Consider the following 24,957-nt stretch of genomic DNA (forward strand, 5'->3'; position numbering starts at 1 on the left):
TCATTCTCCAAATAACGTCTGAACGGCTTTTTCTTGTGAGGGTTCTCTCATTAATGATTCACCTACAAGGACAGCACTCGCTCCATGTTTTTTGACAAAGGTCAGATCATCAAATGTTTGAATACCGCTTTCACTTACTAGCAAGACATCCTTTGGAACAAGTGGTGCAATCTCTTTTGTTTGCTCAACTGTTGTTTTAAATGTCTTTAAATTTCGGTTATTCACGCCAATGATTTCGGGGGTGAATAGGTTTAAGATATGTTCCAGTGTATCTGCTGCATGAACTTCGACAAGAATATCTAGTCCTTTTTCCTTCGCTTCAGCATAGAATTCATGCAGCTGTTGCGGTTCAAGTACTTCCCCAATTAATAAAATGGCATCTGCACCGATACGTCTTGACTCTTCTATTTGTATGGAATCGATGATAAAGTCTTTTCTTAAAATTGGACGTGCGACGTGTTCTTTAATTAAGGAAAGATACTCGTTCTTCCCTTGAAAAAATGGTTCATCTGTTAAGACTGATAAGCAATCAGCATTCGATTTTTCGTAGGCTTTTGCTGTTTGCAGAGGATCAAAATTTGGCTGAATGATTCCTTTGGAAGGAGAAGCCTTTTTCACCTCAGCAATCAGCCCAATCGAGCGGTGAGGGTTCATGAGTGCTTCTTTAAATGATCGTCTTTCAAAGTGTCCATCCACAGGTAACTGCAACGTTTGGATATGTTCTTTTTTGCGTGCAATGATTTGATTAAGCATAGATCTCTTCCTCTTTCGTTTTTTGTTTTAAACGAGCCAATTGTTCTTTGGCTGCTCCGTTTTTAATCGTTTCTAATGCTTTTAATGTTCCTGCCATGAGGCTTTCTGACTTGCCCGCGACATATAAAGCCGCCCCGGCATTCAGAGCTGTAATATGAAGCGGCGCCCCTCCTGTTTGATGATTCAATATATTCTGAATCAATTTCGCGCTCTCTTCCGGTGATTGGACCTGAATATCTGATAAGTATCCTTTTTCCAGTCCAAAGTCTTCTGGGTTTAGCGTATATTCTGTCATGGCACCTTTTTTGAGTTCAATCACATATGAATTTGCTGTAATCGTTAATTCATCCAGCCCGTCTTCCCCGCATACAAACAGGACATGCTCTGGCTCTAATGGGGCAAGGGCTTCTGCCATTAATTTTGCCTTTTCCTTTGCATACACACCGATGATTTGCTTTTTGGCTTGCATCGGGTGGCAAAGCGGTCCTAATAGATTAAATACCGTCCGGAAGCCAAGCTGCTTGCGGACTGCTGCTACTTGTTTCATAGATGAATGGTACAGTGGTGCAAATAAAAAGCCCATGTTTTTCTCTTGTATTTGCCTTCTTGTTTCTTCTGGAGTAGATTGAATGTGAATCCCAAGACACTCTAGCACGTCGGCACTTCCGCTTTTTGAAGAGACTGAACGATTTCCGTGTTTTGCGATTTTAGCACCAGCGGCGGAAGCTACAATAGCAGCTGCAGTTGATATATTAAATGTGGAGAGTCCATCTCCTCCTGTGCCGCATGTGTCAACGACATCAAGCGATCTTTCCGCTGGTTCTGCTTTTTGCCGCATGGCCCTCACGAAGCCTGTCATTTCTTCAGCGGTTTCTCCTCTATGCGCTAAAATCGATAGACTTGCAGCGACTTCAGCATCTGTTAAAGAGCCGCTCATCATATCATGCATTAGTCTATGTGCTTCATTTTCTGATAGGAAGCCTCCGTTAACAAGAGCTGATAGTCGCTGATTCATCCTGCACACTCTCCTTTTCTGAGAAAATATGTTCAGCAAGCTGAATGGCCCTCAGAAGCGCTCCTGCCTTGTTACAAGTCTCTTCCCATTCATTTTCTGGCACAGAATCTGCGACAATGCCAGCGCCTGCTTGTATGGAAGCGATCTGATTTTTGACGCTCATGGTACGAATGGTAATACAAGAATCGATATTACCGTCGAACCCAATATAGGCAATACAGCCGCCATACGTTTCCCTTGGCTCAGGCTCCATTTCATTTAATAATTGCATCGCTCTTATTTTCGGTGCCCCTGTTAATGTGCCTGCTGGAAATGCGGACATGAGTGCATCAACTGGGTGTGTATCCTGCTTTAGCTTCCCTGTCACAATGGAGATGATGTGCATGACATGTGAAAAGTTCACAACTTTTGTAAAGGTCGGTACGGACACGCTGCCGTATTCTGCTACGCGGCCAACATCATTTCTGGCTAGATCTACTAACATGTAATGTTCTGCTTTTTCTTTCTCATCTTCTAGCAGCTCTCTTGCCAGTGCGGCATCCTCTTCTTTTGTTGCTCCTCTTTTTCTAGTGCCTGCAATAGGATGAATTTCTAGGTGCCTATTTTTGGCATGAATTAATCGTTCTGGTGAGCTTCCGACTAAATCACGGTCTTTTAATTTCATAAAATACATGTATGGAGATGGATTCACAATGCGAAGCACACGGTATAATTCAAATGAACTCACTGACACTGGGATATCAAAGCGCTGTGAGAGTACGCCTTGAAAAATATCACCCGCTCGAATGTATTCTTTGATTTTTTCTACGTCCTTTAGAAATTGTGTTTTTTCATAGGTTGATGTCACATGTTCAAAGGACGGTGATTCGTTCATATTCCCTGATAAAATCAGTTCTTTCATATCGACCTTTGTATGGAGCTTGTGAATCATCTGTTCAAGCCGCTTTTGATTTTCTTTGTAAGCTCGTATTTTTTCGTCTTCTGTTTCATTTCCGGTTAGCTGGGTGTATTGGATAAAATGAACATGATTCGTTTCATGATCAAAGGCAATCATCGTTTGGCAGACAAATAGTGTACAATTGTCTGTCGTTGGTGCGCTTAGATGCGGCCTGACAGATGGTTCAATGCTTGGAATAAGATCGTAACTTAAGTACCCAACTGCCCCGCCTGTAAACGGGATGTCAACGTCTGGTGTCTTGATTTGATATTGCTCTTTCATCCAGTCTAATAAGTCTTTCAGTTCTTGTTTTTTCATGACCTCCTGCCCTGCCGCGTCACGTGCAATATATTCGTTTTGATCATCATGTAAGGTTAAAAAAGGATGTAATCCGATGAAGGAATATCTCGACCAGCTAGAAGACTCATCTTTGCTTTCTAGTAGATACACAATATCTGCCTTGAGTTTTTCGACAATTTGAATCGGTGAGAGCGTATCAACTGTAATGGTTTCAACAATCGGGATCGTTTTGTGGGACTCGCTGTCCCTTAAAAATCGGGTCAAATTTGATTGGGAATTCATAAGCACACTCCTTAAATGGGATTAAGGAGAATGAGGGGACATATAGAGGGTTTGTATGAGTATACGAAATAAGCCTAAAAGAGGGGTGCTCTTTTAGGCAGTATGATGAAATAGACGTATCGTATCTCTGCTCAACTCTACTCATCTCAACTACCCTAGTCTCATTCTCATCTTCTCTAAACTTGCAATGCCGTTTACACCTGTGTGTAAACTTCGGCTGTTCATATCGTATTATAATTCCTTGTTTTTTGTCAACTGTAAATCAGGGCGAAGCGTCACAGCTTCTTCCAAGTACACATGCTGCACATCTTCCTGCTTTGTGTCTGTTTGGACCGTCATTAACACACGAATACAATGTTCTAAACCGCCTTGAATGTCCAGCTCCTGCATACAAGTAACAGGCACATACGTCCACCCTTCAAACTGACGAAGGGCTTTTGCCGGAAAAACGGAGTGAATATCTTGTGTAGCTGAAATTAAGATCTGCACGACACGTTCTGGATCTACTTGATTTCTTGAAATAATCGCTTCTAGCAGCTGTTTCGTTTTGTTTAACACTTCTGTTTCTGTATCTTCTGTCACAGTTGTAGCCCCACGTATCCCGCGAAACATCATAGACATCCCTCCTCCCGTTTCCATTCTTCGAGCCATTGATGCAGATCATCTTTTGTGAAAGACTGCAAGACAGCATCTCCAACCTGTTTTAATAAAACAAATTGAACGGTTCCACCTCTTGCCTTTTTATCACCAATCATCCGGTCAACAAATGTTTTCGTGGAAATATCTTGAGTGACTTGTACCGGAAATCCGAGTTCTTTCATCCACTCTTTTAGTTTCGTACGATTGAGACTGAGTCCCAGCTTCTTTTCGCTCACATATAGCGCAAACTGCATGCCGATTGCAATAGCATCTCCGTGCGTAATAACGCCGTATCCATACTCTGCTTCAATGGCATGCCCAAGTGTATGACCTAAATTCAAAAATGCACGCACGCCTTGTTCTCTTTCGTCTTTTTGAACAATCGACGTTTTGACCTTAATCCCTTGATACAGTATATGTGCCAGCTCGCTCTTTGAACATTCCGCCAAAGAACGAATAGACATCAGCTCTGATAAAAAGTCTTCACTTGAAATGAGGGCATGTTTGATGACCTCAGCAAAGCCTGACCTCATTTCAGTTTGAGATAGTGTCTCAAGCATGCTTGTATCATAGATCACGGCTTTCGGCTGATGAAAGGCACCAATTAAATTTTTACCGAGCGGGTGGTTAATCCCCGTTTTCCCGCCAACTGCACTGTCATGTGCCAGTAGTGTCGTCGGAACTTGAATAAAATCAATGCCTCTCATATAACTAGCAGCAACAAAGCCAGCCAAATCGCCAATTACGCCGCCTCCAAGCGCAATGATGCACGAGGAGCGATCCAGCTGAAACTGAATGGCCTTCGTATGAATATGCTCAAACTCAGCAAAAGATTTCGACTGCTCTCCGCTTGGCACAACCACTTTATGCACAGACCACTTCTGCTTAAGTAATCGAACCATTTCATCACCGTAAATGGCATCAACCGCTGTATCAGTCACGATTAAGAGCTTCGTATAGGAATGCCCCGTGGAAGTCATCAAGTCGACGATATTGCGTTTAATCCCATCACCGATGTATACAGGATAAGTGGCTGAAGACGTCTTAACTTCCAGTGTTTTCATTAAAATTCCCTCTGAAGCTGGCGCATTTTGTCAACATTTTCTTTAATGCGGTCAATTTGATCAAGGCCAAACTGCTCCACTACAGCATTGGCGATTTCCCAAGCCACGACTGCTTCTGCGACAACACTTGCGGCAGGAACAGCACAGCTGTCAGAACGCTCAATGCTTGCAGAGAAAGGTTCTTTTGTTTCAATGTCAACGCTTTGAAGCGGTTTGTAAAGCGTTGGGATTGGTTTCATGACCCCTCTTACGACAATTGGCATACCAGTTGACATTCCGCCTTCAAGACCACCTAAGCGATTTGTTTTTCTCGTATAGCCCTTTTCTTCATCCCAGATGATTTCATCATGGACCTCACTACCATTTTTAGAAGCCGCCTCGAAGCCGATACCAAATTCGACCCCTTTAAAAGCATTGATACTCAGAACAGCACCTGCAAGCTTGCTGTCTAATTTGCGGTCATAGTGAACATAGCTTCCGACTCCAACCGGCATTCCTTCAACGATGACTTCCACAATTCCGCCAATTGAATCACCGTTTTTCTTCGCTTCATCAATGGCATCCATCATTTTTTGACCTGCTTCACTGTCGTAGCAGCGAACAGGTGACTCTTCCGTTACCTTTTGCAAATCTTCAATTGATTCATATGCCGTTTGAGCTGCTTTCACTCCGCCAATTTCAAGAACGTGGCCAGCTACCTTGATTCCTAAATGAGCCAAGATTTGTTTAGCGACTGCGCCTGCTGCTACGCGCACGGTTGTCTCACGGGCTGATGAACGCTCTAATACATTTCGCATATCACGATGTCCATATTTAATCGCACCATTTAAATCCGCATGTCCTGGTCTAGGGCGTGAAATTTGACGCTTCATTTCACTCTCTTCCTCTTCTGTGATTGGCTCTGCCCCCATCACTTTTGTCCAATGCTTCCAGTCGTTGTTTTCAACGACAAGTGCAATAGGAGAACCTAATGTTTTCCCGTGACGAACACCACTTAACACTTTCGCTTGGTCTTTTTCAATCTGCATTCTTCTGCCGCGGCCGTGACCTTTTTGTCTTCTAGCCAATTCATAGTTGATGTCATCCTGCTCTATGTAAAGTCCCGCTGGAACGCCTTCAATAATTGTGGTCAATTGTGGACCATGTGATTCACCTGCTGTTAAGTATCTCATGACTTGATCTCCCTTCATCGCATTAACGCTTTTAAGTAAAACTATGATAACACACTTACTACTAAAAAGTCAGCTACAACCCCTTCTTTTGATAAAAGAAAGTATCAGCTGATGTGAGTCCAAACTTTTCTGGATGAAAAATTTGTTCAGTTGAACCAACAAATAATACGCCATTTGGTTTTAAACTGCTGCTCATTTTCCTGTAAATCTCTTCTTTTGCCTCTTCTGTAAAGTAGATAAGGACATTTCGGCACACGATAAGATCAAGCTGTTTTTCATAAGGGTCTGCTAAAAGGTTGTGTTTTTTAAATTGAATGTGCTTTCGCACCTCATCCTTCACAGTGTAAAATGATGAATCTTCTTTTGTGAAATATTTTTGCTTGATTTGATCTGGTACCTCTTGCAGTGATCGTTCATGATATTTTCCTTTTTGAGCTGATTGCAGCACTTTATCATCAATATCAGTTGCAATAATTTGGAAGTCCTTCACAAGCGGATGGCTTGATAGCAGCATTGAGAGTGTATACGGCTCCTCTCCTGTCGAACATGCTGCACTCCATATTTTTAGGGTCCCGCTGTTTTTCAAAAGCAGCGGAAGAATTTTTTGATCAAGCACTTCCCAGCGTTGATAGTTTCGGTAAAATTCTGACACATTGATCGTCATTCGATCCATCGTCTCGTCTAATAGTGCTCTATCCTTTTCAAGGGCAGACGCGAACGCTTCAAAATCTCTATATCCTTTTTTATCATATAGTGACGTTAATCTTCGTTTCATTTGTGCTTCTTTATATAAATTCAGATCCACCCCGGTTAGCTTTTTCCATTTTCCGACAAACACTTGATATTGATCCATCAAAGTCCTCTCCTGTCTCATCTATCTTTGTCCTAGTATAGCTGTTTTTATCGAAAATTTGTATCTTCTCATGCGAAATTTCGTGTAGAAATATTCATATAAAAAAGCCAAGGTGCTCATTTGATGAACACCTTGGCTTGAATTTTAATAAATCCAGCTTGAGATGGTTTGATCCCAGTTTGTGAGTTCTTCTTGTTTGAAGAATAAGTTGATTTCTCTTTCAGCACTTTCTGGTGAGTCTGAGCCATGGATAATGTTTTTTCCAACCGTCAATCCATAGTCTCCTCTTATTGTGCCCGGAAGCGCTTCCTTCGGGTTTGTTTTGCCGATAATCTGTCTTGTGACATCTACTACCTGCTCACCTTGCCATACCATTGCAAATACTGGTCCTGACGTAATAAAGTCAACCAATTCCCCGAAGAATGGTTTTTCTTTATGCTCTCCGTAATGTGTTTCTGCTACTTCTTTTGGAATGCTCATTAGTTTTGCACCAACAAGCTGAAGCCCTTTTTTTTCGAATCTTGACACAATTTCACCGATTAATTGTCTTTCCACACCATCAGGTTTGACCATAAGAAATGTTTTGTCCATATACGTTCTCCACCCCGTCGTTTATGTATGTATAGGCTTACATTGTTACAAAGTGATCGTATCATTTTTTTATATAATAATCAATTTTTGACAAAAAATTTCACAAAAAAACCAATCAACAATATGTTGATTAGAATTTTCGTTTTCCAATATATTTGGCAATGGAAGCGAGTGACGTTTTCGCTCGTCCTCGAGGAAGTTTGTCTAGCTGTTCGAATGCCTTTTTCAAATACATTTCACTCACTCGAATCGAGCGGTCGATCGCATCTGTTTGTTTGAGGTGTTCAATCACAGGTTTTAGCTGGGTTTCCGTTGTTTCACTATTAATCAGCTTTAATTGTCCTTCGAGTGTAGGATTCTTCAGTGCATATAAGACCGGGAGTGTGACATTTCCTTGTAAAAGGTCTCCTCCAACAGGCTTACCAAGCTCTTCCTCAGTTGATGTGAAATCAAGCACATCATCAATGATCTGATAGGACATACCGACATAGTAGCCAAACCAGTAAAGGGCTTTATGTGTTTTCTCATCTGTACCTGCTGCTATCGCACCTAACTGACAGCTGCCTGCAATGAGCAAGGCTGTTTTTCGTTTGATTCTTCTTAGATATGTACGTAGGTTTTGATCCATATTGTATTTGTCTTTCACTTGCTCGATTTCACCAAGACAGAGCTCGACGACCATCTTTGACAAAATTTCATGCGCCATTGGGTGATTGATCTTTGTCATATACTCAAGAGATCTTGCAAACATATAATCTCCTGTGTACATGGCAATTCGATTGTCCCATTTTGCCTTAATCGTTGGCTTGCCTCTTCTCAGCTCTGCATCATCAATAACATCATCGTGAACGAGCGATGCCATATGAATGAGCTCAAGCGCAACGGCAACATATTTAATTTTATTAATGTCATAGTCGCCAAACATGCCTGAAAGGAGAACAAAAACGGGGCGGATTCGTTTTCCGCCCGCTTGCAGCAAATGAAGACCCGCTTCACTTAATAATGCATAATCAGAGCGAACTGTTTGTTCAAGCTCTTTTTCAATAATATCGATATCATGATTTAAAAAAGAGATCATTGCTTTTAGTTTCATTATTTTCACCCAAATATCGTTTATTCAAAGCTTCTTTCCGATATGTGTTGCTGCTACACCGCCTGTAAATGGATGATACGAGACATCAGACAGACCCGCCTCTTCGAAAAGAGCCGCCAGTTCTTTCATGCCAGGGAACGCTTTGGCTGATTCTTGAAGCCATGAATACTCCTGATAGCTTTTGGCAAACAGTTTACCAAAGAGCGGCATGATGTATTTGAAATAGACATAGTAGCCTTGTTTAAACCCAATCATTTCAGGTTGTGATGTCTCTAGACAGACAACCATTCCACCAGGCTTCACGACTCTTGTCATTTCTTTTAGCACTGTTAAGTAATCAGGGACATTCCGTAGGCCAAAACCGATGGTGACATAATCAAATGTGTTGTCCTCAAAAGGAAGCTCCATCGCATTGCCGTGAAGCAATTCAATTTGATTATAGCCCCCAGTCTTCACCTTCGTTTCTCCAACACTCAGCATATTTTTACTAAAATCAAGGCCTTTGACTTCGCCTTTGTCTCCAACAGCATCAGCAAGCGCAATGGTCCAATCGGCTGTTCCGCAGCATACGTCTAATGCTTTGGCTCCTTTTTGAACATTCATCAGTTTCATTGTTTTATCGCGCCACTTTTTATGCTGCTTAAAGCTGATGACGGAGTTCATTTGATCATAGTTTTTATAAATTTTTTCAAATACACCGTGTACTCGCTGTTCTTTTGATTGCTGCATGACTTACCCTTCTTCCACTTTCTGATGATACGCAGGTTCATTTTTCATATGATCCAGGCGATTTAATAGCTCTTTTTGAACGACCGGAGATGAAACAAGATGCTCCTTGATGGATCGTTTGGCCTTTTCATAGCCTTCATTCTCAAAGTTGTCAAAACATGTATAGGCGTCCGTATAGCTATCGTTCAAAAAAAGTTTTAAATGCTTGTCATCTTCTGCTTGTTTCATGAAACGCTTATAAACAAGGAAACGACTTGCAATCTCATTCCAATGCGTTAATTGAAAATGCTCAGAAACCCTTTGGAATAACGCAGACTCAACCGTTGCTACACTTTTGTAAAAGTGCGCTGCATCTTGAATGGATCGATCATACAGTCTAATTTTATGTTCATTGATTTCTTTGATCGCCGTTGCGAGCGTGCGAATCATGTAGATGTCTTTCATGTCAGAGAGAAGAGAATAATAGAGACCGCTGAAATAGTCTCCTGCCAGGATCGTCAGCTGACGATTTTTGAATTCGTCTTGTTTGATCGCTGCAGCAGTTGTGACTTCGTCATGGGTATCAAGGGCAATTTGCACAAGCATCGCCGTTAAAATATAATTTTCTTTTTTCTCTGCATCAATTTGAGCTTCATCAAACATTGCATGAAAAAGAAGGAGCTTATCTTCATCGATGAGTGGCGCACGTAAATGTTTCGCCAAATAAGGATGAGAAAGCTTTTTATTTAATTTTATATTTAGATTAGATAAAATTCCGTAGATGTCTTGCAAAGATATCACCCTTGTCCCAAAAATTACAGTTTCATATGTAGCCCTGCACATTGTATAGAGATTTATTATACCATATCAGCTCTCACTTTTATGCTATCAAGTGCACTCAAGTATTTATTTCTTTGCTTCGCTTTGAATTTCCCCGAAGCTTGTTTGAATGACAGCATCGCCTCTTACTTTGATCGCTGACGTATGCTCAGTAAATTGTGCAATGATGACTTCACCTTTATCGAGCTTTTCGGAATGGTGAAATCTTGTATCAGAGCCTCTAGTTAGGCCGATGACATTTACACCATTTTCATTGGCTTTAATCACTACAAAATCAGATGCTTTATTTTCACTCAATCTGTTCACCTTCCATCTATCTATTGAATTAGTCGTTTTTAATAAAGGAAAGTACTTCTGCTCTTGCCGCTGCATCATTTGCAAATGTACCGCGTACTGCTGAAGTCACTGTTTTTGCGCCTGGCTTTTTCACTCCGCGCATCGTCATACACATATGCTCTGCTTCAACGACAATCATCACGCCATGCGGATTGAGTGTTTCCACCATACTATCTGCAATGGTTGATGTGATGCGTTCCTGAAGCTGCGGGCGTTTGGCAACAGCCTCTACAGCTCTTGCAAGTTTGCTAAGTCCTGTCACTTTTCCGCCGCGCGGAATATAAGCGACATGCGCTTTTCCGTAAAAAGGTACAAGGTGGTGTTCACACATTGAATGGAAAGCAATATCTTTTACAAGAACGAGTTCTTCGTGGTCTTCACCAAAAATGGTTTTAAAATGTTCTTTTGGATCTTCATTTAATCCCGAGAACACTTCTTCATACATTTTTGCTACTCGTTTAGGGGTATCAAGAAGTCCTTCACGATCTGGATCTTCTCCGATGGCTTTTAATATATCGCGTACTGCGTGTTCGATTAGTTCTTTATTTATTTCACTCATGTATTATATCCTCCAAAGGCGATTACATTTCAATCAGATTCTAGCACACTTCAGATCCTAAAAGCAAAGGAGAGCGTTCTAAACGAACCTTTTGATTCAAAAGGAAAAGCCCCTTATGAAAGGGGCTTTTCTAGACCAGTGTGAAACTGTATATGTATAACTCCTGCAATAGGATCATTACACATAACGATTATTTACCTGCCACCGCGTCTTTAAGTGCTTTACCTGGTTTGAAAGCAGGTACTTTGCTTGCAGGGATTTCGATCTCTGCACCAGTTTGTGGGTTACGTCCTTTACGAGCTGAACGCTCACGTACTTCAAAGTTACCAAAACCGATAAGTTGGATTTTGTCACCATTTTTAAGTGCATCTAAAATTGTATCAAAAACAGAATCAACTGCTTTTGTCGCGTCTTTTTTAGATAACTCGCTTGCTTCAGCAACCGCGTTAATAAGTTCTGTCTTGTTCATGCCTTTCACCTCCTCCCAAAAATATGCATTCAGTAGATTGTTATCATTTCTTCACAATTCATCTTCTTTCTATACACTTTTTTCGAAAAAAAGAGCGTCTAGAAAGCGGTATACATGGCTTTTCATTAGAAAACAACTCTTTGAAGGAATGTTTGTCCAACAAAGTGAAGATTTTCTGTAAGTAGATTAACACATATGAAATACCATATCAAGCATTTTAAAGGGAAGAATCCTTATTCGTCAAGGATTAAGGGCACTTTTACGAACGAATATTCCTAATTTCAGCCTGAATCTGACTAATCTTTATACAATTGTCTTTTTATGACTCATTCCTTACGCAAAAAAAGACCCCTGTCAATGAGAGGTCTCACATGCTATAGAATAATCGCGATCAAACCGCCTGATCCTTCGTTGATGATTCTTTCAAGTGTTTCTTTCAGTTTATATCTTGCATTTTCTGGCATCAGTGACAGCTTTGCTTGAATGCCTTCTCTGACAAGGGAGCTGAGTGAGCGCCCAAATATATCTGAATTCCAAATCGAAAGCGGATCATCTTCAAAGTCTTGCATTAAGTAGCGGACGAGCTCTTCACTTTGTTTCTCTGTTCCGATAATCGGTGCAAATTCACTTTCTACATCTACCTTAATCATATGAATAGATGGCGCAACCGCCTTTAGTCTTACGCCAAATCTCGAGCCCTGCCTAATGATTTCTGGCTCATCTAAACTCATATCTGACAAGGCCGGGGCCGCAATTCCGTATCCCGTCTGCTTCACCATTTTTAAGGCATCTGATACTTGATCATATTCTGTCTTCGCATGCGCAAAATCTTGCATGAGCTCTAGAAGATGGTCTTTCCCTCTAATTTCTACACCAACCACTTCTTTTAGAATATGATCATATAGATCATCTGGGGCGTACAGGTCAATCTCCGCAATCCCTTGACCCATTTCAATCCCTGCTAAGCCCGCTCTTTCAATAAAGTCAAATTCACTGAACTGGCCAACAACACGGTCAACATCTCTTAATCTTTTAATATCCTTTACGGTTTCCTTCACTGAGTCCTGATAGCTTTCTCTCAGCCAATGATCTTCTTTCAGCACCATGACCCAGCTTGGCAGGTTCACATTCACCTCTAGGACTGGGAATTCATATAATGCTTCACGAAGCACACTAAGGACGTCTTGCTCTCTCATACTTTCTACACTCATGGAGAGTACTGGAATATCATATTTTTGGCTCAGTTCCTGCCGCAGCGCTTCTGTTTCAGGATGATAGGGTCTCACAGAGTTGATCACCATAATAAACGGCTTTCCTACCTCTTTGAGTTCATCAATCACACGTTCTTCAGATTCAATATAATCATGTCTTGGAATTTCTCCAATAGAACCATCCGTTGTAATCACAACACCGATGGTTGAATGCTCTTGAATGACCTTGCGTGTGCCAATTTCCGCTGCTTCATGGAACGGAATTGGCTCTTCATACCACGGCGTGTTGATCATTCTTGGACCATTTTCATCTTCATACCCGCGCGCACCAGGGACTGTGTATCCTACACAATCGACAAGCCTGATGTTGACATCAAGACCGTCACTCACATGAATCGATGCCGCTTGATTCGGTACAAATTTTGGCTCAGTGGTCATAATGGTTTTTCCTGCTGCGCTTTGCGGCAATTCATCCTGTGCTCTTGCACGATCTGCCTCATTATTGATATTCGGGAGCACCACGAGCTCCATAAACTTTTTAATAAACGTAGATTTCCCTGTACGAACAGCGCCAACGACTCCTAAATATATATCGCCTCCTGTTCGTTCAGCGATATCCTTGAAAATATCGACTTTTTCCAAGTGATCCCCTCCCGGACTTGCTATCCTCGTTTTCAAATAAAATACTCTATTCTTCAATCAAACTTGCTTGAAAGGTGTCTGGACAATATATGTGTATGACGTTGTCCTATTTGAATATGACACCTTTTTTTGTTTTGAGAGTATGTTTAGCCATAAAAAAACCTTTCTCCTCATTTATATGCAGAGGAAAAAGGTTCATTCTTGTTTATGACGTCTTTTTTTCTAAAAAGTCAGGCTCACCTTTTTTGTTGATGGTATATGGGACAGAAAACGCGGGTACAAACGGGGTTTCCTGCCAATAGACATCTTGAATGTTTTCACCTGGTTTCAGCTTTCGTTTCGTATTCTTCAAAATATGAGCAAAATCACTGCGGTAATCCACATAGATTTCGCCATTTGATGAAATCAGTAATGGGAGGGAATTCCCTGTCACCGGGCTCATGACCGTAGGCGGCGATTTTAAGCCTAGCTTTTTTTCATTTAACGTATATAAATTGTTTGATACTACTTTGCCGTATGGCGGATATGTATGTTCATCTTGATATATTTTGATTCTAAGCCGTAATTCACTGATGGTTTGCGTCATTTTGACATCAAGCAGTTTCACAGTTGGGTTTTTTTCGACGTCTGTGAGGACATACATATATTCCCCTCCGCCTTCAAAGGATGTAGACGGTACATCGTGTAAATATCTTGGTGACAAGCGCTTAAAGTCGATGACGTACTTTTGATAAACCGGCGTGTCTGCTTCTTTCGTTTCAATCGGCAAAAGACCATTTGTTGCTTTTTGAAATTCCTCAATCGCTGTCTGAACGCTTTGCAGTTGCTCTTCGTACGGCACACGGTTTTCAGTTTTGCGATTTTCTGGATACAGACATCCTGTTAGTAAAATAAGTGCTAACAACGTGACACTGACTTTTGCTTTGATCATCACATTCTTCCTTTTTCTTTATTCATTGACCGGCCCGCTAAATACAACTAAAAACACAATGATACCTGATATCAGCATCAAGCTGTATGCGACTGTCGAGGCTGTTATTTTAAGAAACCGGCTCTTCAGCTTAAATCGACTGAAATAAATGGTTACTACAGCTAAAAACATGAGCCCCATTGAACCAAGTGCAAACCACATCTTGATTAAAGCAAAACTCATCGTGCCTGTCCCCCTTTAAAACGAACAAATTGTAAGCGTTTATATTTCATTCTAAACCAAAAATAAGGTAAATATCAATCATTTTTCCAATCATTCAGAAAAAAGCGCATAAAAAAACTGAAGCAAAGAGGGGGACTCCGCTTCAGTCATTAGGTCGACTATTTTTCCTCATTCTGTAGAGGCAAAGCTCTATTCAAACTTCATTGCTATGTTATGCAAGTCTTCCCCTTCTTGCATCCTCTACATGCCTAAGTTCAGTCTTCCATTTATTTTGTTTGGTTTTCAAACATGTTCACAAGGTCTTCCATTTCATGTGTTTTCACACGTGCCATCAATGATTCGACCGCATCGTCGACCTTTTTCCCTTCAAACAGGACGTGGTAAAGCGCCTCTGTGATCGGCATGCTGACCTTGTATTCTTTGGAGAGCTGATAAGCGCCTTTTGTTGTACGGACGCCTTCGACGACCATCCCCATTTTTTCAAGCACTTCTTCAAGCTTATACCCTTTACCAAGCAGATTTCCGCAGCGCCAGTTACGTGAATGAACACTTGTACATGTCACGATCAAATCTCCAACGCCCGTTAAACCGGCAAATGTCAGAGGATTCCCTCCCATTTTTGTACCGAGACGTGCGATTTCAGCGAGTCCTCTAGTGATGAGCGCCGCTTTTGCATTGTCACCATATCCAAGCCCATCTGTGATCCCTGCCGCAAGAGCAATGATATTTTTCAGTGCGCCGCCAATTTCTACACCAATCACATCAGGGTTTGTATAAACTCTAAAGTTGTTGTTCATGAACAAATCTTGAACAAATTGAGCCGCTTCAATATTTTCTGATGAGACAGTGACAGTTGTCGGGTGACGCAAGCCTACTTCCTCGGCGTGGCTCGGTCCTGATAAGACGACGACAGCTTCTCTTTTCTCATCCGGGACTTCTTGTTCAATCATTTGAGATATTCTCAGAAGTGTATCTGGTTCAATTCCTTTACTTACATGGACAAACGGCACTTTCGACGTAATCAGCTCATTTGCCTGCTTCAACACTTCACGAATGGCCTTTGTTGGCACAGCGACAATAATAGCGTCTGTCCCCTCTAACGCCTGCTTCATGTCTGTCGTCGCCTGAATAGACACCGGCAGTGCGACATTTGGCAAGTAATCATGATTTTCATGTTTCTCATTGATTTGGTCAATGAGCTCTTGTCTATGTCCCCACATGTGTACATCATGATGATTATCAGCTAATACAAGAGCAAGGGCTGTTCCCCAGCTTCCTGCTCCAAGTACTGAAATTTTCTTCATTCTGCTCACCCTTTTTATTTTCTCGCTCTCGCAAATATTTTAATCGGTGTTCCTTCAAAACCAAACGCATCTCGAATGCGATTTTCTAGGAAACGTTCATAAGAAAAGTGCATAAGCTCTGGATCGTTTACAAACACAACAAAGGACGGAGGCTTAATCGCCACCTGTGTCGCATAGTAAATTTTCAGGCGCTGTCCATTATGAGTCGGCGTTGGATTCATTGCTACTGCATCCATGATGATATCGTTCAAAATATTCGTTTGAACGCGCATCGCATGATTTTCACTAGCTGTAATAATGGACGGCATTAACGTATGAATTCTCTTTTTCGTGAGAGCAGACATAAACAAGACAGGAGCATAATCTAGGAATTGAAAATGCTCACGAATGTTTTGCTCAAATTCCTTCATCGTACGCTCATCTTTTTCAACAGCGTCCCATTTGTTCACAACGATTACAACGGCTTTACCAGCTTCGTGTGCATAGCCCGCAATACGTTTATCCTGCTCAATAATGCCTTCTTCACCGTCTAGAACAACAGCGACAACATCAGAACGATCAATGGCTTTTAATGCACGAAGCACACTGTATTTCTCTGTTGTTTCGTATACTTTTCCTTTTTTTCTCATACCTGCTGTATCAACAATGACAAAATCACGCTGATTGTACGTAAACATCGTATCGACAGCATCTCTTGTTGTACCAGCGATGTTGCTGACAATGACGCGGTCTTCTCCGAGCATCGCATTCACTAAAGAAGATTTCCCTACATTCGGGCGACCGATTAAGCAGAACTGGACAACTTGTTCGTCATACTGCGTATCTGGTAAGTTCTTAAAGTGTTCTGCAACAGCATCAAGTAGATCACCAAGACCTAATCCGTGCGTTCCAGAAATCGGATATGGCTCGCCAAACCCTAGTGCATAAAAGTCATACACGTCACTTCTCATTTCAGGGTTGTCCAGTTTATTGACAGCAAGTACAACTGGCTTTTTCGTGCGATATAAAATTTTTGCGACTTCTTCATCCGCTGATGTCACACCATCTCGGCCATTCACCATAAAGATAATGACATCCGCTTCATCCATTGCAATTTCTGCTTGATGGCGAATTTGCGCTAAAAATGGCTCATCTCCAATATCAATTCCACCAGTATCTATTAAGTTAAAGTCATAATTTAACCATTCAGCAGAGCTATAAATACGATCTCTTGTTACACCAGGTGTGTCTTCTACAATCGATATTCTTTCGCCTGCGATTCGATTAAAAATTGTAGATTTTCCAACGTTGGGCCTTCCAACAATGGCTACGACAGGTTTACCCATAGTACCCTTCCTTTCAATCCAGCCGCGATTCAATATGTTCATCATCATGTTTCAACCGGGATTTAAAATTTTCATTCAGTTTTATGAAATAAACCCTTCAAACATGAAGGGTTCAACTTATATATTATATCAATTTTTAATCAGACCACAATGAATAACTTAAAAATGTTTGACAATCAAGTAAAGATCTTCTCCAATTCCGTGTGCAATTCCATCTAAAATGGCCTCTAAATTCATGGCGTACATGTCGAGTTCTTCTTTATTTTCACAGAAAAAAACGGCTGTTCCCCCCATGACCCGCTCTTTATTTGTTGTAGCCACAGCGAGTATAAATTGTTCAATGGTGTTCGCCATGCCCTATTACCTCACTTTCTTTTTTATGAACTCTGTCGGCATTCTGATGGCATTTTCTAAAATGGGTACTTCTTCTAATACACGGACAGCGAGATCTTCACGATACCATTGCGGTAAAATGAACACGCCAAGTGTGCCGTTATTCAAATCACGCTTTGCGAGCGGACAGAGTGATGGTTCACCAGAGTCGCGATACACACCAAGTACATTAGATAAATCAAATAAAATGGCTTGCCGCTGCCCAAGGTTGGCAATCGTTGTGGCTGCGTTGAAATTTTTCGGTGTCAAAATAAAGCCCATCCCATGCTCTAATATGAGCTTTTGCTTTTCAGGCAGTCCGATATTCATGATGTAAATATCGTTCACATAAAGCCCTGCCCCATCAAAGCGAAGCTCTCCTTTTTGTATGTTGACAATATCCTTTAATTGGCTGCCAGACATTAATAGCTTTGCCAAGAAAAAACAAAGAATACCGACCACTGTCCCAATAACGAGCGAGAAGAAAATACAGGCTGTGGTCGTAATCAGTGCAGTGAGAATCGCAATATAATTTCGGCTTTCAAAGGCAATGGCAATGCCTTCTATATATGTACTGCCTCTTGAGACTAGCTCATATGAATCCATTTGAGTTAACGTATTTCTTTCCATATTGCGGACATCTCGGAATTGCGTGGCCGCCAGCGTGAGAAAGGTAATCGCCGTAAATTCCTCCTGAATGAGTGCAGGCATAATGATCGCACCAAGTCCTGAAGCGATAAAACCAAGCGCAATGTGAATCACTTGTCCATGAATATACGTAGGGTATTGCCGGTAATCTGTTCTTAACATATAAAGCCTGGCCGCCATCCCAAAGATGACACCAATAATCACAGGAAACGTATAATCCGTCATGTTGATTTTGCAGCCCCTTTTACTGGTTTTCTTGATGAACGGGCGTTCAAGAGCTTTTCAAGCTGATCGACACCTAATAGGAAGATGGACCCTTGAACAACAAGGGACAGAAAAGAGAGATCTCCAATGACAATCGATGATGTCAGGCGGTGAATTGTGAGCGCATAAAGGGCTTCGCCAAGACATACAGCCATCATCCATAGGGTGACTCGTTCTGTAAAATGATGTCCATATGTCAAAGACATCAAGATCAGCAAGGCAAATACGACCCAATCCACTTTTATTAGCGTGAACCAAACCGGATCATATAATGCAAAAATCATAAAAAAGGCATATGCGCTCACCATAGAACCTAATTGTATGATTCTCATTATTTGATGCCCAGACCGGAATATAACGAAACCCGCACATGCATATAAAAAGGTCATCAAGTACCCCGCATTCAGGCTCATATCAAATATGGACATCATGAAATGACTACATATAATATGGACAAGGACAAAGACGCCTAGCACATTGCGCCATGAGCTTTTTTCCATAATAAATGTCACGATAATCCAAACGAACCATATGGACCAATAATAGTACAAAGCCTCCAACGTCTCATCACCTCAATTACATTATGGGAAAATCCCCAATTTTTAAACGTAAGGGATCGCTTTGGGCATTGTATGAAATAAACAAGAGGTGACACCCTAATGGTTGAGGAGGGATGTATGATGGGAAAAGATAGACAGGAAAAACGCTTAAAGGCATCAAAAAGAGTGGAATCTGACCGTGATCAATCCATTCATTATAAAGGGGCAACAGCATTAGAAGGTCCAGATAGTGCGCGAAAAAGAAATCAATAAAAAAAGGCATGTGATGACCACATGCCTTAGATGTTTAAGGGCTAAACTTGCTTTTAGTCCTTTTTCTTATTTGATCTTAAACTATAGTACGTTGTGTCGATGCCTCTTTCTTTGAGCCAATGACTTGTTTCACCTGAAATGACAAGTTGGGTTTGTCTCAGCTCTTCAATGGTCTTCACGCCAAGAACTGTCATCATCATCTTCACATCTTCTTGAAGATCTATGATATTCGCGATGAGACCGCTCTCCCCTCCGTCAGTCAGTGATTTTAAGAAAAAGCCAGCTAGACCAGCAGCCGATGCGCCAAGTGCGATTGATTTTGTTACATCAAGGGCGTCTTGTATACCTCCCGAGGCTAAAATCGTTTGATCTGGAAAACTTGTATGTACTTCAGCAAGACTCGCTGCAGTTGGAATCCCCCATTGATCAAAATAATGAAGTGCTTTTTGGCGGCGAAGATTTTCGATCTTAGAAAAGTTCGTACCACCAAATCCGCCTACATCAACGGCCGCAACCCCAGCATGAAATAACTTTTTGGCCGTTTCCTTGCTCATGCCAAATCCAACTTCTTTTACGACAACAGGCACACCAACTGATTCATTGATGGCTGCGATGCGCTCAAGTGCCCCCCTGAAATCACGGTCTCCTTCAGGCATGACAATCTCTTGAATCACATTTAAATGAATCTGGAGCATATTGGCCTCCAGCATCTCAACGGCTTCCTTCGCTTGCTTCATCGTTGCCTCACTGCCTAGGTTCGCAAAGACAATTCCATCTGGATTCACTTTACGAACAACTTCATACGTACGTCTTTCTTCTTTATCTTTCAGTGCAGCCATTTGCGATCCAACCGCCACCGGAATATTGGTTTCCTTCGCTGCGATCGATAAAGAGCGATTAATCTCATAGGTCGATTTTCCGCCTCCGCCAGTCATTGCATTGATAAAAATTGGCGAACCGAAAGTCAGTCCGCCAATTGTTGAATGTGTATCAATTTGTGATGTTGCAAGATCTGGTAAACTGGCGTGAACGAAGGAAACATCTTTTAAACCTGCTTCTGCATGCTGTCCAGTGGACAAGGCATGTTCAATATGCTGCTTCTTTCTTTCTGCTCGCGTCAATTTTGATCACCAAATTATTTTAATTTATTGAGCTTATCTCCGATCAGGTCACCAAGCTGGAATCCACTTGTGTTTTCTTCTTTCGCCTGATATTGACGATAATTCTCTTCGATTTGTTTTTCAGGATTTTCTTCTAAATCACGGATGCTTAGTGAAATGCGTTCTTCATCTTCATTCACATCAAGCACTTTTACTTTCACAGTCTGCCCTTCTTCAAGGACTTCATGCGGCGTACCGATATGTTTATGAGAGATTTGAGAAATATGCACAAGTCCTTCGACGCCTGGCAGAATTTCAACAAATGCACCAAAGCTTACTAGACGTTGGACAGTTCCTTCAAGCACATCACCTTGTTTTACCTTTTCACCAATCTGGCTCCAAGGTCCTGGTAATGTTTCTTTAATAGATAGTGAGATACGTTCGTTATCACGATCAACAGCAAGTACTTTGACCTGGACTTCCTGGCCTTCTTCCACTACGTCAGATGGCTTTTCAACATGCGCATGGGATAGTTGAGAAATGTGAACCAATCCATCAATGCCGCCAATGTCTACAAATGCACCAAAATCAGTAAGGCGTTGCACTTTACCATCAATCACACTGCCTACTTCAAGTTTTTGCAAGAAGTCTTGCTTTTTGTCTAATTGCTCTTGCTCCACTACTGCACGGTGCGAGAGAATCACACGATTTTTTTCGCGGTCAAGTTCGACCACGACAAGTGAGAGTGTTTTACCTTTGTAGTCTGAAAAGTCCTCAACATAGTGCGCTTCTACAAGAGATGCAGGAATAAATCCACGCACACCAATGTCTACGACAAGACCACCTTTTACAACGTCTTTTACTTCAGCTTCAAATACTTCTTTTGTTTCAAACTTTTTCTCTAGGTCTTCCCAAGCGCGGTCTGCATCAACAGCACGTTTCGATAAAATCAAAGCATCGTCTTCGACTTTTGTTACTTTAAGCTCTAATTCGTCGCCATCTTTCACGACATCTGATGCTTTTTCAACGTGAAGACTTGATAATTCACTGATTGGGATGATCCCAGGTTGTTTCACATTGACGATATCTACATTGACATGCTTGTCCTCAACTTTAGAAACAATCCCTTTCACTACATCTCCAACCTCTGGTACCTGAACATCGATTTGATTCATTTCCTCTGTCATTTCGATAACCTCCTTGGTCCAAACCTACACAGCTTAGTTAAAACGACTGGGTGAATATGTGTCTTAAGCATGATGATTGCCAGCCGAGTATGTATTATAGAAACATTCAAATCAACAGAATTGCTTGAATGATCAATAAAAATAGTATTAGTATAAACTTCTAATAAAAGACCTTGTTTGTCAAGAGATAAACCTCTAACTTATAAAAGTTTTCTAAAATTTCTTACAGTTTCTCCACACGGTCTGCTGCATCTAAAATTTTACCTGCTACCTCTTGAATGGTAAGAGAAGTTGTGTCAATCTCAATGGCGTCATCCGCTTTCTTAAGCGGTGAAACTTCGCGCTCAGAGTCAAGCTTGTCACGTCTTGCAATCTCTTCGATCAGCTGATCGTAATTGACATCGTAGCCTTTTTTCTGATTCTCTTCAAAGCGGCGTTTTGCTCTTTCTTCTACAGATGCAAGCAAGAAAATTTTCACTTCGGCATCTGGAAGAACGTGAGTACCTATGTCTCTTCCGTCCATCACGACACCGCCTTTTTTACCAAGCTCTTGCTGCCTGCGGACCATTTCTTCCCGAACAGCTCTGTGCTTTGCGACAACCGATACTTGGTTGCTCACGCGGTCTGTGCGAATCTCTTCTGTCACATCGGTATTGTCTAGATGCACTTTTTGACCCTCGCCTGTTGAGACAAGTTCAATCACCGTTTTCTTTAGTAGTGCATCAAGCGCCTGCTCGTCTTCGAGATCTACACCATGGTGAAGTGCCGCAAGCGTAATCGCGCGGTACATGGCACCTGTATCGATATAAATATATGATTTTTTTGCTGCGACAATTTTTGCCACAGTGCTTTTTCCTGCTGCTGCAGGACCGTCAATTGCGATAGATAATTTCTTTTTCATAATACCTCTCCTTGATTGAATCTCCCTTATGAATTGTAACACGATCACCGGTCAAACGGGGGAATTTTCTATCAATCCTTCTGCTTAAACGTCTCGATCCAATCTTCAATGCTCATGTTATTTACACCCTCGTATTGCACGACTTTTGACAAAAATAGTTCTCCTTTTGTCAAATGAAGTGTGATCTGAACGGCTAATAATAAGACAAGCTGAATGAGCACCGCTTTAAATAGCCATCTTTCCATTGTTTTCATACAAAAAGCCTCCACGCTAGATTCTATTACCTCTAGTATGGAAGCTTTTAACATCCTTTATTCTTATGCTTTTTTCACACGTGTTAAAAGCTGCTGCTGGAAGCAGTACTTCATAATGTGCTGCTGCTGATCATTTGTGATCTCAGAAAACTCCATGATCGCTCTTGTTTTGCCAGTCTGCTCATCTTGATAAACTCGGCTCATCTCTGCAACCGCTTTAATTTTAACAGGCTCTTTCAGCGGAAGTTCAAACTCTGTGATCACTTCTCCGTATTCTTTCAATAAGACACCTTCAGGAACAGCAATTGCTAAGCCGCCAGCACTCATATTGACAATAAACGTGTCAAAGGATTCTTCACCCGTTTGCGTGATCGCGGTTTTGACCATTGTATCGACTCTCAGGTATTCTCTACGCTGAAGCCGAATCATTTCTTCTTTTGGCGGAATGGAAATGACGATCATCGGAATATCTTCTTTCCTCTTGCCGATGACTTCGCTTGTGCATTTGTATGGAATTTGATTTTCATCGAAAAAGAAAACGGTGATTTCTGTTTGCTGGTTTAAATAGATCGTGCGTCCCGTTTCTTTATCAGCTGGATAATTAATGCAAATATCATCGTTATTATTTTCCAAAACTTTCGATTTTGCAGTTTTCACTTCTTTGTTCTCATTGACATATTCAATTGTGATTGCATCCCCTATTTGTAACATTCCTCATCACTCTTTTCATCTGTGAAATCATATCCTCTCCTATATTAAACCATGTATAAAACAAAAGGAAAAGGCTTATTCGCCTTTTCCTCGTTTCCTTTTTTATAGGTCTTTATATATAGGTTCTGCGTTTTTTAGTTTATCTACTCGTTCTTCTTTTCCAGTATCCGCATTAATGAACATTCGGTACGTATCATTTTTTATCGTTCCTAGGAACTCATAGCATAAAACTTCCTCTGACATATCGTTTTGAACAATCGCTACATGAGTATCTTCGATTTTCACATGCTGATTGAGCGTTTTCTTCGCTTCTTTTTGCGAGATTTTAGGTGCTTTGATGTCTCTTGTTTTATGATTCGTTAAATAGTCTTTCGCTGAAAATCCAACCACTTCACCATCGTCTAGTGCGACCTTCATGCGTATACTATCTGGATACAGCAGTACATTTTTTTGAAGAGGTACATAGGTAAATACACCGATATTATCAAATTGCGCACTTTCATCTAAATGGAATGACTCTGCATCAAATCCTTGCTTCTTTAAGAAGCTGAGTGCTTTTTCTGATGCTTGGTTTAAACTGATTTTCTGTTTTTTCACGTCTCGATTTTGAAGAAGGTAGACTGGATGTCCTCCTTTTTCAGTCAAGTCTAAATAGAAATTCGCTTTACTATCAGGATCTGACATCGATAAGCTGTACACATCTCGATTGGTTTTGCTTCCGCTCTTTCTCACCTTAAAATGTTGATTATGATCAGGTGCGAATTGCTGGGCAATGCGTATCGCTTCTTTCTTTGAAATCTTTTTACCCTTTAAATGATTGTAGCCGCGTGTTTCTGCTTCTGTGGACACATTTGTCGGTCCGAGATCGACATCTGCAAATGCATCTGCATTTCTCTCGACTGTTTTCAATCCGTCAATGATGGTGTTATCATTCTTTCGGTCACCATCAGCAAGTGCCATTTCAACATCCATCCATTTTAAATTTTTATTGAGGACGAGGTGCTGCACTTGTCTCAGTTCGTTTTGGATATCAGATGCTTGCTGATATAAGGACGTAATGGTTTTGTGCGTATTTTTGTTTAATGGTTCATCTGATAAGGATTTAACTGATGATTTGTAGCTAAAGTCTCCGACATTCGCCAAAAATTCTTCCGTTTTGTTAAAAGGCATTAATGTGAGCGGAAGCTGACTCACATTGTTATGTGCTTCTGATGACATTCTCCATACATCTGCAAGTGCCGGTGAAATGGACGATTGGCTGTTCATCGCAAGCGTTGCCCCAAGTTTGTCGTGCAGCTGATCCACTTGGTACGTTAAATCGTGGAAGGCCCTCTGATAGTTGTTCTCTGCGTGCAGCAGCACTGCGTCTTTTTCTTGATGCTCTTTATAGCCCCAATAACCTGTTGAGATGACAGCAATTCCTAAAATGGCAATCAATATTCCTCTGATCATTTATTTACAC

Annotated in this window: 29 protein-coding genes; 1 reads left to right on the plus strand and 28 read right to left on the minus strand. The window is 41.3% G+C overall.

All coding sequences use genetic code 11. From position 1 onward, the window contains the following. The 22 genes from trpC to NSQ36_RS10350 all read right to left on the minus strand — a co-directional run bounded on the left by trpC (position 1) and on the right by NSQ36_RS10350 (position 19,090). Positions 1 to 753 carry an indole-3-glycerol phosphate synthase TrpC gene (trpC, locus tag NSQ36_RS10245; RefSeq protein ID WP_050943846.1) on the minus strand — a complete coding sequence of 251 codons (753 nt, stop codon included), beginning with the start codon at positions 751 to 753 and terminating at the stop codon, positions 1 to 3. Then, positions 746 to 1,768 carry an anthranilate phosphoribosyltransferase gene (trpD, locus tag NSQ36_RS10250; RefSeq protein ID WP_003215742.1) on the minus strand — a complete coding sequence of 341 codons (1,023 nt, stop codon included), beginning with the start codon at positions 1,766 to 1,768 and terminating at the stop codon, positions 746 to 748. The genes trpC and trpD overlap by 8 nt, the downstream gene beginning before the upstream one ends. Then, complete coding sequence (gene trpE, locus NSQ36_RS10255; RefSeq protein ID WP_137055037.1) at positions 1,740 to 3,287, minus strand: anthranilate synthase component I; 1,548 nt, start codon at positions 3,285 to 3,287, stop codon at positions 1,740 to 1,742. Before trpE ends, trpD begins: the two co-directional genes overlap by 29 nt. A gap of 231 nt (positions 3,288 to 3,518) precedes the next feature. Further along, positions 3,519 to 3,902: a chorismate mutase gene (aroH, locus tag NSQ36_RS10260; protein ID WP_339205639.1), complete on the minus strand. Its 384-nt coding sequence runs from the start codon at positions 3,900 to 3,902 to the stop codon at positions 3,519 to 3,521. Beyond that, positions 3,899 to 4,990: a 3-dehydroquinate synthase gene (gene aroB, locus NSQ36_RS10265; RefSeq protein WP_284907132.1), complete on the minus strand. Its 1,092-nt coding sequence runs from the start codon at positions 4,988 to 4,990 to the stop codon at positions 3,899 to 3,901. Before aroB ends, aroH begins: the two co-directional genes overlap by 4 nt. Continuing rightward, positions 4,990 to 6,162, minus strand: coding sequence for a chorismate synthase (gene aroC, locus NSQ36_RS10270; protein ID WP_050943842.1), 1,173 nt, complete (start codon positions 6,160 to 6,162; stop codon positions 4,990 to 4,992). The genes aroB and aroC overlap by 1 nt, the downstream gene beginning before the upstream one ends. Positions 6,163 to 6,235: 73 nt before the next feature. After that, positions 6,236 to 7,015 carry a protein-glutamate O-methyltransferase CheR gene (locus NSQ36_RS10275; RefSeq protein ID WP_050943841.1) on the minus strand — a complete coding sequence of 260 codons (780 nt, stop codon included), beginning with the start codon at positions 7,013 to 7,015 and terminating at the stop codon, positions 6,236 to 6,238. Between the two features lie 144 nt (positions 7,016 to 7,159). Next, positions 7,160 to 7,606 (minus strand): nucleoside-diphosphate kinase, encoded by a 447-nt coding sequence (ndk, locus tag NSQ36_RS10280; protein ID WP_003216015.1) that lies wholly within the window; start codon positions 7,604 to 7,606, stop codon positions 7,160 to 7,162. A 130-nt stretch (positions 7,607 to 7,736) separates the two neighbouring features. Then, a complete protein-coding gene (hepT, locus tag NSQ36_RS10285) occupies positions 7,737 to 8,699 on the minus strand; it encodes a heptaprenyl diphosphate synthase component II (protein WP_003215649.1) in 963 nt (320 codons plus the stop codon). A gap of 24 nt (positions 8,700 to 8,723) precedes the next feature. Next, complete coding sequence (locus NSQ36_RS10290; RefSeq protein WP_003215527.1) at positions 8,724 to 9,428, minus strand: demethylmenaquinone methyltransferase; 705 nt, start codon at positions 9,426 to 9,428, stop codon at positions 8,724 to 8,726. Between the two features lie 3 nt (positions 9,429 to 9,431). Continuing rightward, the gene (locus NSQ36_RS10295) at positions 9,432 to 10,199 is read right to left on the minus strand and encodes a heptaprenyl diphosphate synthase component 1 (RefSeq protein ID WP_003215666.1); all 768 of its coding nucleotides are present in this window, start codon (positions 10,197 to 10,199) and stop codon (positions 9,432 to 9,434) included. Between the two features lie 114 nt (positions 10,200 to 10,313). Beyond that, positions 10,314 to 10,544, minus strand: coding sequence for a trp RNA-binding attenuation protein MtrB (gene mtrB, locus NSQ36_RS10300; RefSeq protein ID WP_003216082.1), 231 nt, complete (start codon positions 10,542 to 10,544; stop codon positions 10,314 to 10,316). 28 nt (positions 10,545 to 10,572) lie between these two features. Next, entirely contained in the window at positions 10,573 to 11,142 is a 570-nt protein-coding gene (gene folE, locus NSQ36_RS10305) for a GTP cyclohydrolase I FolE (protein WP_003215789.1), read from the minus strand. Between the two features lie 190 nt (positions 11,143 to 11,332). Then, positions 11,333 to 11,611 carry a non-specific DNA-binding protein Hbs gene (hbs, locus tag NSQ36_RS10310; RefSeq protein ID WP_003215863.1) on the minus strand — a complete coding sequence of 93 codons (279 nt, stop codon included), beginning with the start codon at positions 11,609 to 11,611 and terminating at the stop codon, positions 11,333 to 11,335. 374 nt (positions 11,612 to 11,985) lie between these two features. Beyond that, positions 11,986 to 13,464, minus strand: coding sequence for a stage IV sporulation protein A (gene spoIVA, locus NSQ36_RS10315; protein ID WP_003215616.1), 1,479 nt, complete (start codon positions 13,462 to 13,464; stop codon positions 11,986 to 11,988). A gap of 205 nt (positions 13,465 to 13,669) precedes the next feature. Beyond that, complete coding sequence (locus NSQ36_RS10320) at positions 13,670 to 14,395, minus strand: hypothetical protein (protein WP_003215852.1); 726 nt, start codon at positions 14,393 to 14,395, stop codon at positions 13,670 to 13,672. 18 nt (positions 14,396 to 14,413) lie between these two features. Further along, on the minus strand, positions 14,414 to 14,617 hold the full coding sequence (locus NSQ36_RS10325) for a DUF2768 domain-containing protein (protein WP_034318888.1): 204 nt from the start codon (positions 14,615 to 14,617) through the stop codon (positions 14,414 to 14,416). A 266-nt stretch (positions 14,618 to 14,883) separates the two neighbouring features. Continuing rightward, entirely contained in the window at positions 14,884 to 15,921 is a 1,038-nt protein-coding gene (locus NSQ36_RS10330) for an NAD(P)H-dependent glycerol-3-phosphate dehydrogenase (RefSeq protein WP_044141099.1), read from the minus strand. Positions 15,922 to 15,935: 14 nt separating this feature from the next. After that, positions 15,936 to 17,246, minus strand: a complete 1,311-nt coding sequence (der, locus tag NSQ36_RS10335; RefSeq protein WP_003215663.1) for a ribosome biogenesis GTPase Der — start codon at positions 17,244 to 17,246, stop codon at positions 15,936 to 15,938. A 159-nt stretch (positions 17,247 to 17,405) separates the two neighbouring features. After that, positions 17,406 to 17,600, minus strand: coding sequence for a hypothetical protein (locus tag NSQ36_RS10340; protein ID WP_003215794.1), 195 nt, complete (start codon positions 17,598 to 17,600; stop codon positions 17,406 to 17,408). Between the two features lie 6 nt (positions 17,601 to 17,606). Beyond that, complete coding sequence (locus tag NSQ36_RS10345) at positions 17,607 to 18,491, minus strand: YIEGIA family protein (protein WP_003215905.1); 885 nt, start codon at positions 18,489 to 18,491, stop codon at positions 17,607 to 17,609. Then, positions 18,488 to 19,090 carry a hypothetical protein gene (locus NSQ36_RS10350; protein ID WP_321999303.1) on the minus strand — a complete coding sequence of 201 codons (603 nt, stop codon included), beginning with the start codon at positions 19,088 to 19,090 and terminating at the stop codon, positions 18,488 to 18,490. Before NSQ36_RS10350 ends, NSQ36_RS10345 begins: the two co-directional genes overlap by 4 nt. 120 nt (positions 19,091 to 19,210) lie before the next feature. Between NSQ36_RS10350 and NSQ36_RS10355 the strand changes: the two genes are divergently transcribed. Then, complete coding sequence (locus NSQ36_RS10355) at positions 19,211 to 19,342, plus strand: YpzI family protein (RefSeq protein ID WP_003215762.1); 132 nt, start codon at positions 19,211 to 19,213, stop codon at positions 19,340 to 19,342. A 53-nt stretch (positions 19,343 to 19,395) separates the two neighbouring features. Here NSQ36_RS10355 and fni read toward each other — a convergent pair whose 3' ends face one another. From fni to ypeB, 6 genes are all read right to left on the minus strand, one after another. After that, positions 19,396 to 20,463 (minus strand): type 2 isopentenyl-diphosphate Delta-isomerase, encoded by a 1,068-nt coding sequence (fni, locus tag NSQ36_RS10360; protein WP_321999304.1) that lies wholly within the window; start codon positions 20,461 to 20,463, stop codon positions 19,396 to 19,398. A gap of 14 nt (positions 20,464 to 20,477) precedes the next feature. Beyond that, positions 20,478 to 21,629 (minus strand): 30S ribosomal protein S1, encoded by a 1,152-nt coding sequence (gene rpsA / locus NSQ36_RS10365; RefSeq protein WP_003215529.1) that lies wholly within the window; start codon positions 21,627 to 21,629, stop codon positions 20,478 to 20,480. Positions 21,630 to 21,852: 223 nt separating this feature from the next. After that, positions 21,853 to 22,530, minus strand: a complete 678-nt coding sequence (gene cmk / locus NSQ36_RS10370; protein WP_003216003.1) for a (d)CMP kinase — start codon at positions 22,528 to 22,530, stop codon at positions 21,853 to 21,855. Positions 22,531 to 22,601: 71 nt separating this feature from the next. Beyond that, the gene (locus NSQ36_RS10375; RefSeq protein WP_003215744.1) at positions 22,602 to 22,784 is read right to left on the minus strand and encodes a DUF5359 family protein; all 183 of its coding nucleotides are present in this window, start codon (positions 22,782 to 22,784) and stop codon (positions 22,602 to 22,604) included. Between the two features lie 63 nt (positions 22,785 to 22,847). After that, positions 22,848 to 23,495, minus strand: coding sequence for a flagellar brake domain-containing protein (locus NSQ36_RS10380; RefSeq protein ID WP_050943839.1), 648 nt, complete (start codon positions 23,493 to 23,495; stop codon positions 22,848 to 22,850). 102 nt (positions 23,496 to 23,597) lie between these two features. Beyond that, complete coding sequence (gene ypeB / locus NSQ36_RS10385; protein ID WP_003215550.1) at positions 23,598 to 24,947, minus strand: germination protein YpeB; 1,350 nt, start codon at positions 24,945 to 24,947, stop codon at positions 23,598 to 23,600. Positions 24,948 to 24,957 lie beyond the last annotated feature (10 nt).

The sequence above is a fragment of the Bacillus sp. FSL W8-1143 genome (assembly GCF_037965155.1).
GTDB lineage: Bacteria > Bacillota > Bacilli > Bacillales > Bacillaceae > Bacillus > Bacillus pumilus.

What these genes read in the sequence shown, in the direction of transcription:
- trpC (WP_050943846.1), bottom strand. Translation starts at nt 753, where the DNA reads ATGCTTAATCAAATCATTGCACGCAAAAAAGAACATATCCAAACGTTG.
- trpD (WP_003215742.1), bottom strand. Translation starts at nt 1,768, where the DNA reads ATGAATCAGCGACTATCAGCTCTTGTTAACGGAGGCTTCCTATCAGAA.
- trpE (WP_137055037.1), bottom strand. Translation starts at nt 3,287, where the DNA reads ATGAATTCCCAATCAAATTTGACCCGATTTTTAAGGGACAGCGAGTCC.
- aroH (WP_339205639.1), bottom strand. Translation starts at nt 3,902, where the DNA reads ATGATGTTTCGCGGGATACGTGGGGCTACAACTGTGACAGAAGATACA.
- aroB (WP_284907132.1), bottom strand. Translation starts at nt 4,990, where the DNA reads ATGAAAACACTGGAAGTTAAGACGTCTTCAGCCACTTATCCTGTATAC.
- aroC (WP_050943842.1), bottom strand. Translation starts at nt 6,162, where the DNA reads ATGAGATACTTAACAGCAGGTGAATCACATGGTCCACAATTGACCACA.
- NSQ36_RS10275 (WP_050943841.1), bottom strand. Translation starts at nt 7,015, where the DNA reads ATGGATCAATATCAAGTGTTTGTCGGAAAATGGAAAAAGCTAACCGGG.
- ndk (WP_003216015.1), bottom strand. Translation starts at nt 7,606, where the DNA reads ATGGACAAAACATTTCTTATGGTCAAACCTGATGGTGTGGAAAGACAA.
- hepT (WP_003215649.1), bottom strand. Translation starts at nt 8,699, where the DNA reads ATGAAACTAAAAGCAATGATCTCTTTTTTAAATCATGATATCGATATT.
- NSQ36_RS10290 (WP_003215527.1), bottom strand. Translation starts at nt 9,428, where the DNA reads ATGCAGCAATCAAAAGAACAGCGAGTACACGGTGTATTTGAAAAAATT.
- folE (WP_003215789.1), bottom strand. Translation starts at nt 11,142, where the DNA reads ATGAGTGAAATAAATAAAGAACTAATCGAACACGCAGTACGCGATATA.
- hbs (WP_003215863.1), bottom strand. Translation starts at nt 11,611, where the DNA reads ATGAACAAGACAGAACTTATTAACGCGGTTGCTGAAGCAAGCGAGTTA.
- NSQ36_RS10320 (WP_003215852.1), bottom strand. Translation starts at nt 14,395, where the DNA reads ATGATCAAAGCAAAAGTCAGTGTCACGTTGTTAGCACTTATTTTACTA.
- NSQ36_RS10325 (WP_034318888.1), bottom strand. Translation starts at nt 14,617, where the DNA reads ATGAGTTTTGCTTTAATCAAGATGTGGTTTGCACTTGGTTCAATGGGG.
- NSQ36_RS10330 (WP_044141099.1), bottom strand. Translation starts at nt 15,921, where the DNA reads ATGAAGAAAATTTCAGTACTTGGAGCAGGAAGCTGGGGAACAGCCCTT.
- der (WP_003215663.1), bottom strand. Translation starts at nt 17,246, where the DNA reads ATGGGTAAACCTGTCGTAGCCATTGTTGGAAGGCCCAACGTTGGAAAA.
- NSQ36_RS10340 (WP_003215794.1), bottom strand. Translation starts at nt 17,600, where the DNA reads ATGGCGAACACCATTGAACAATTTATACTCGCTGTGGCTACAACAAAT.
- NSQ36_RS10345 (WP_003215905.1), bottom strand. Translation starts at nt 18,491, where the DNA reads ATGACGGATTATACGTTTCCTGTGATTATTGGTGTCATCTTTGGGATG.
- NSQ36_RS10355 (WP_003215762.1), top strand. Translation starts at nt 19,211, where the DNA reads ATGGGAAAAGATAGACAGGAAAAACGCTTAAAGGCATCAAAAAGAGTG.
- rpsA (WP_003215529.1), bottom strand. Translation starts at nt 21,629, where the DNA reads ATGACAGAGGAAATGAATCAAATCGATGTTCAGGTACCAGAGGTTGGA.
- cmk (WP_003216003.1), bottom strand. Translation starts at nt 22,530, where the DNA reads ATGAAAAAGAAATTATCTATCGCAATTGACGGTCCTGCAGCAGCAGGA.
- NSQ36_RS10375 (WP_003215744.1), bottom strand. Translation starts at nt 22,784, where the DNA reads ATGAAAACAATGGAAAGATGGCTATTTAAAGCGGTGCTCATTCAGCTT.
- NSQ36_RS10380 (WP_050943839.1), bottom strand. Translation starts at nt 23,495, where the DNA reads ATGTTACAAATAGGGGATGCAATCACAATTGAATATGTCAATGAGAAC.
- ypeB (WP_003215550.1), bottom strand. Translation starts at nt 24,947, where the DNA reads ATGATCAGAGGAATATTGATTGCCATTTTAGGAATTGCTGTCATCTCA.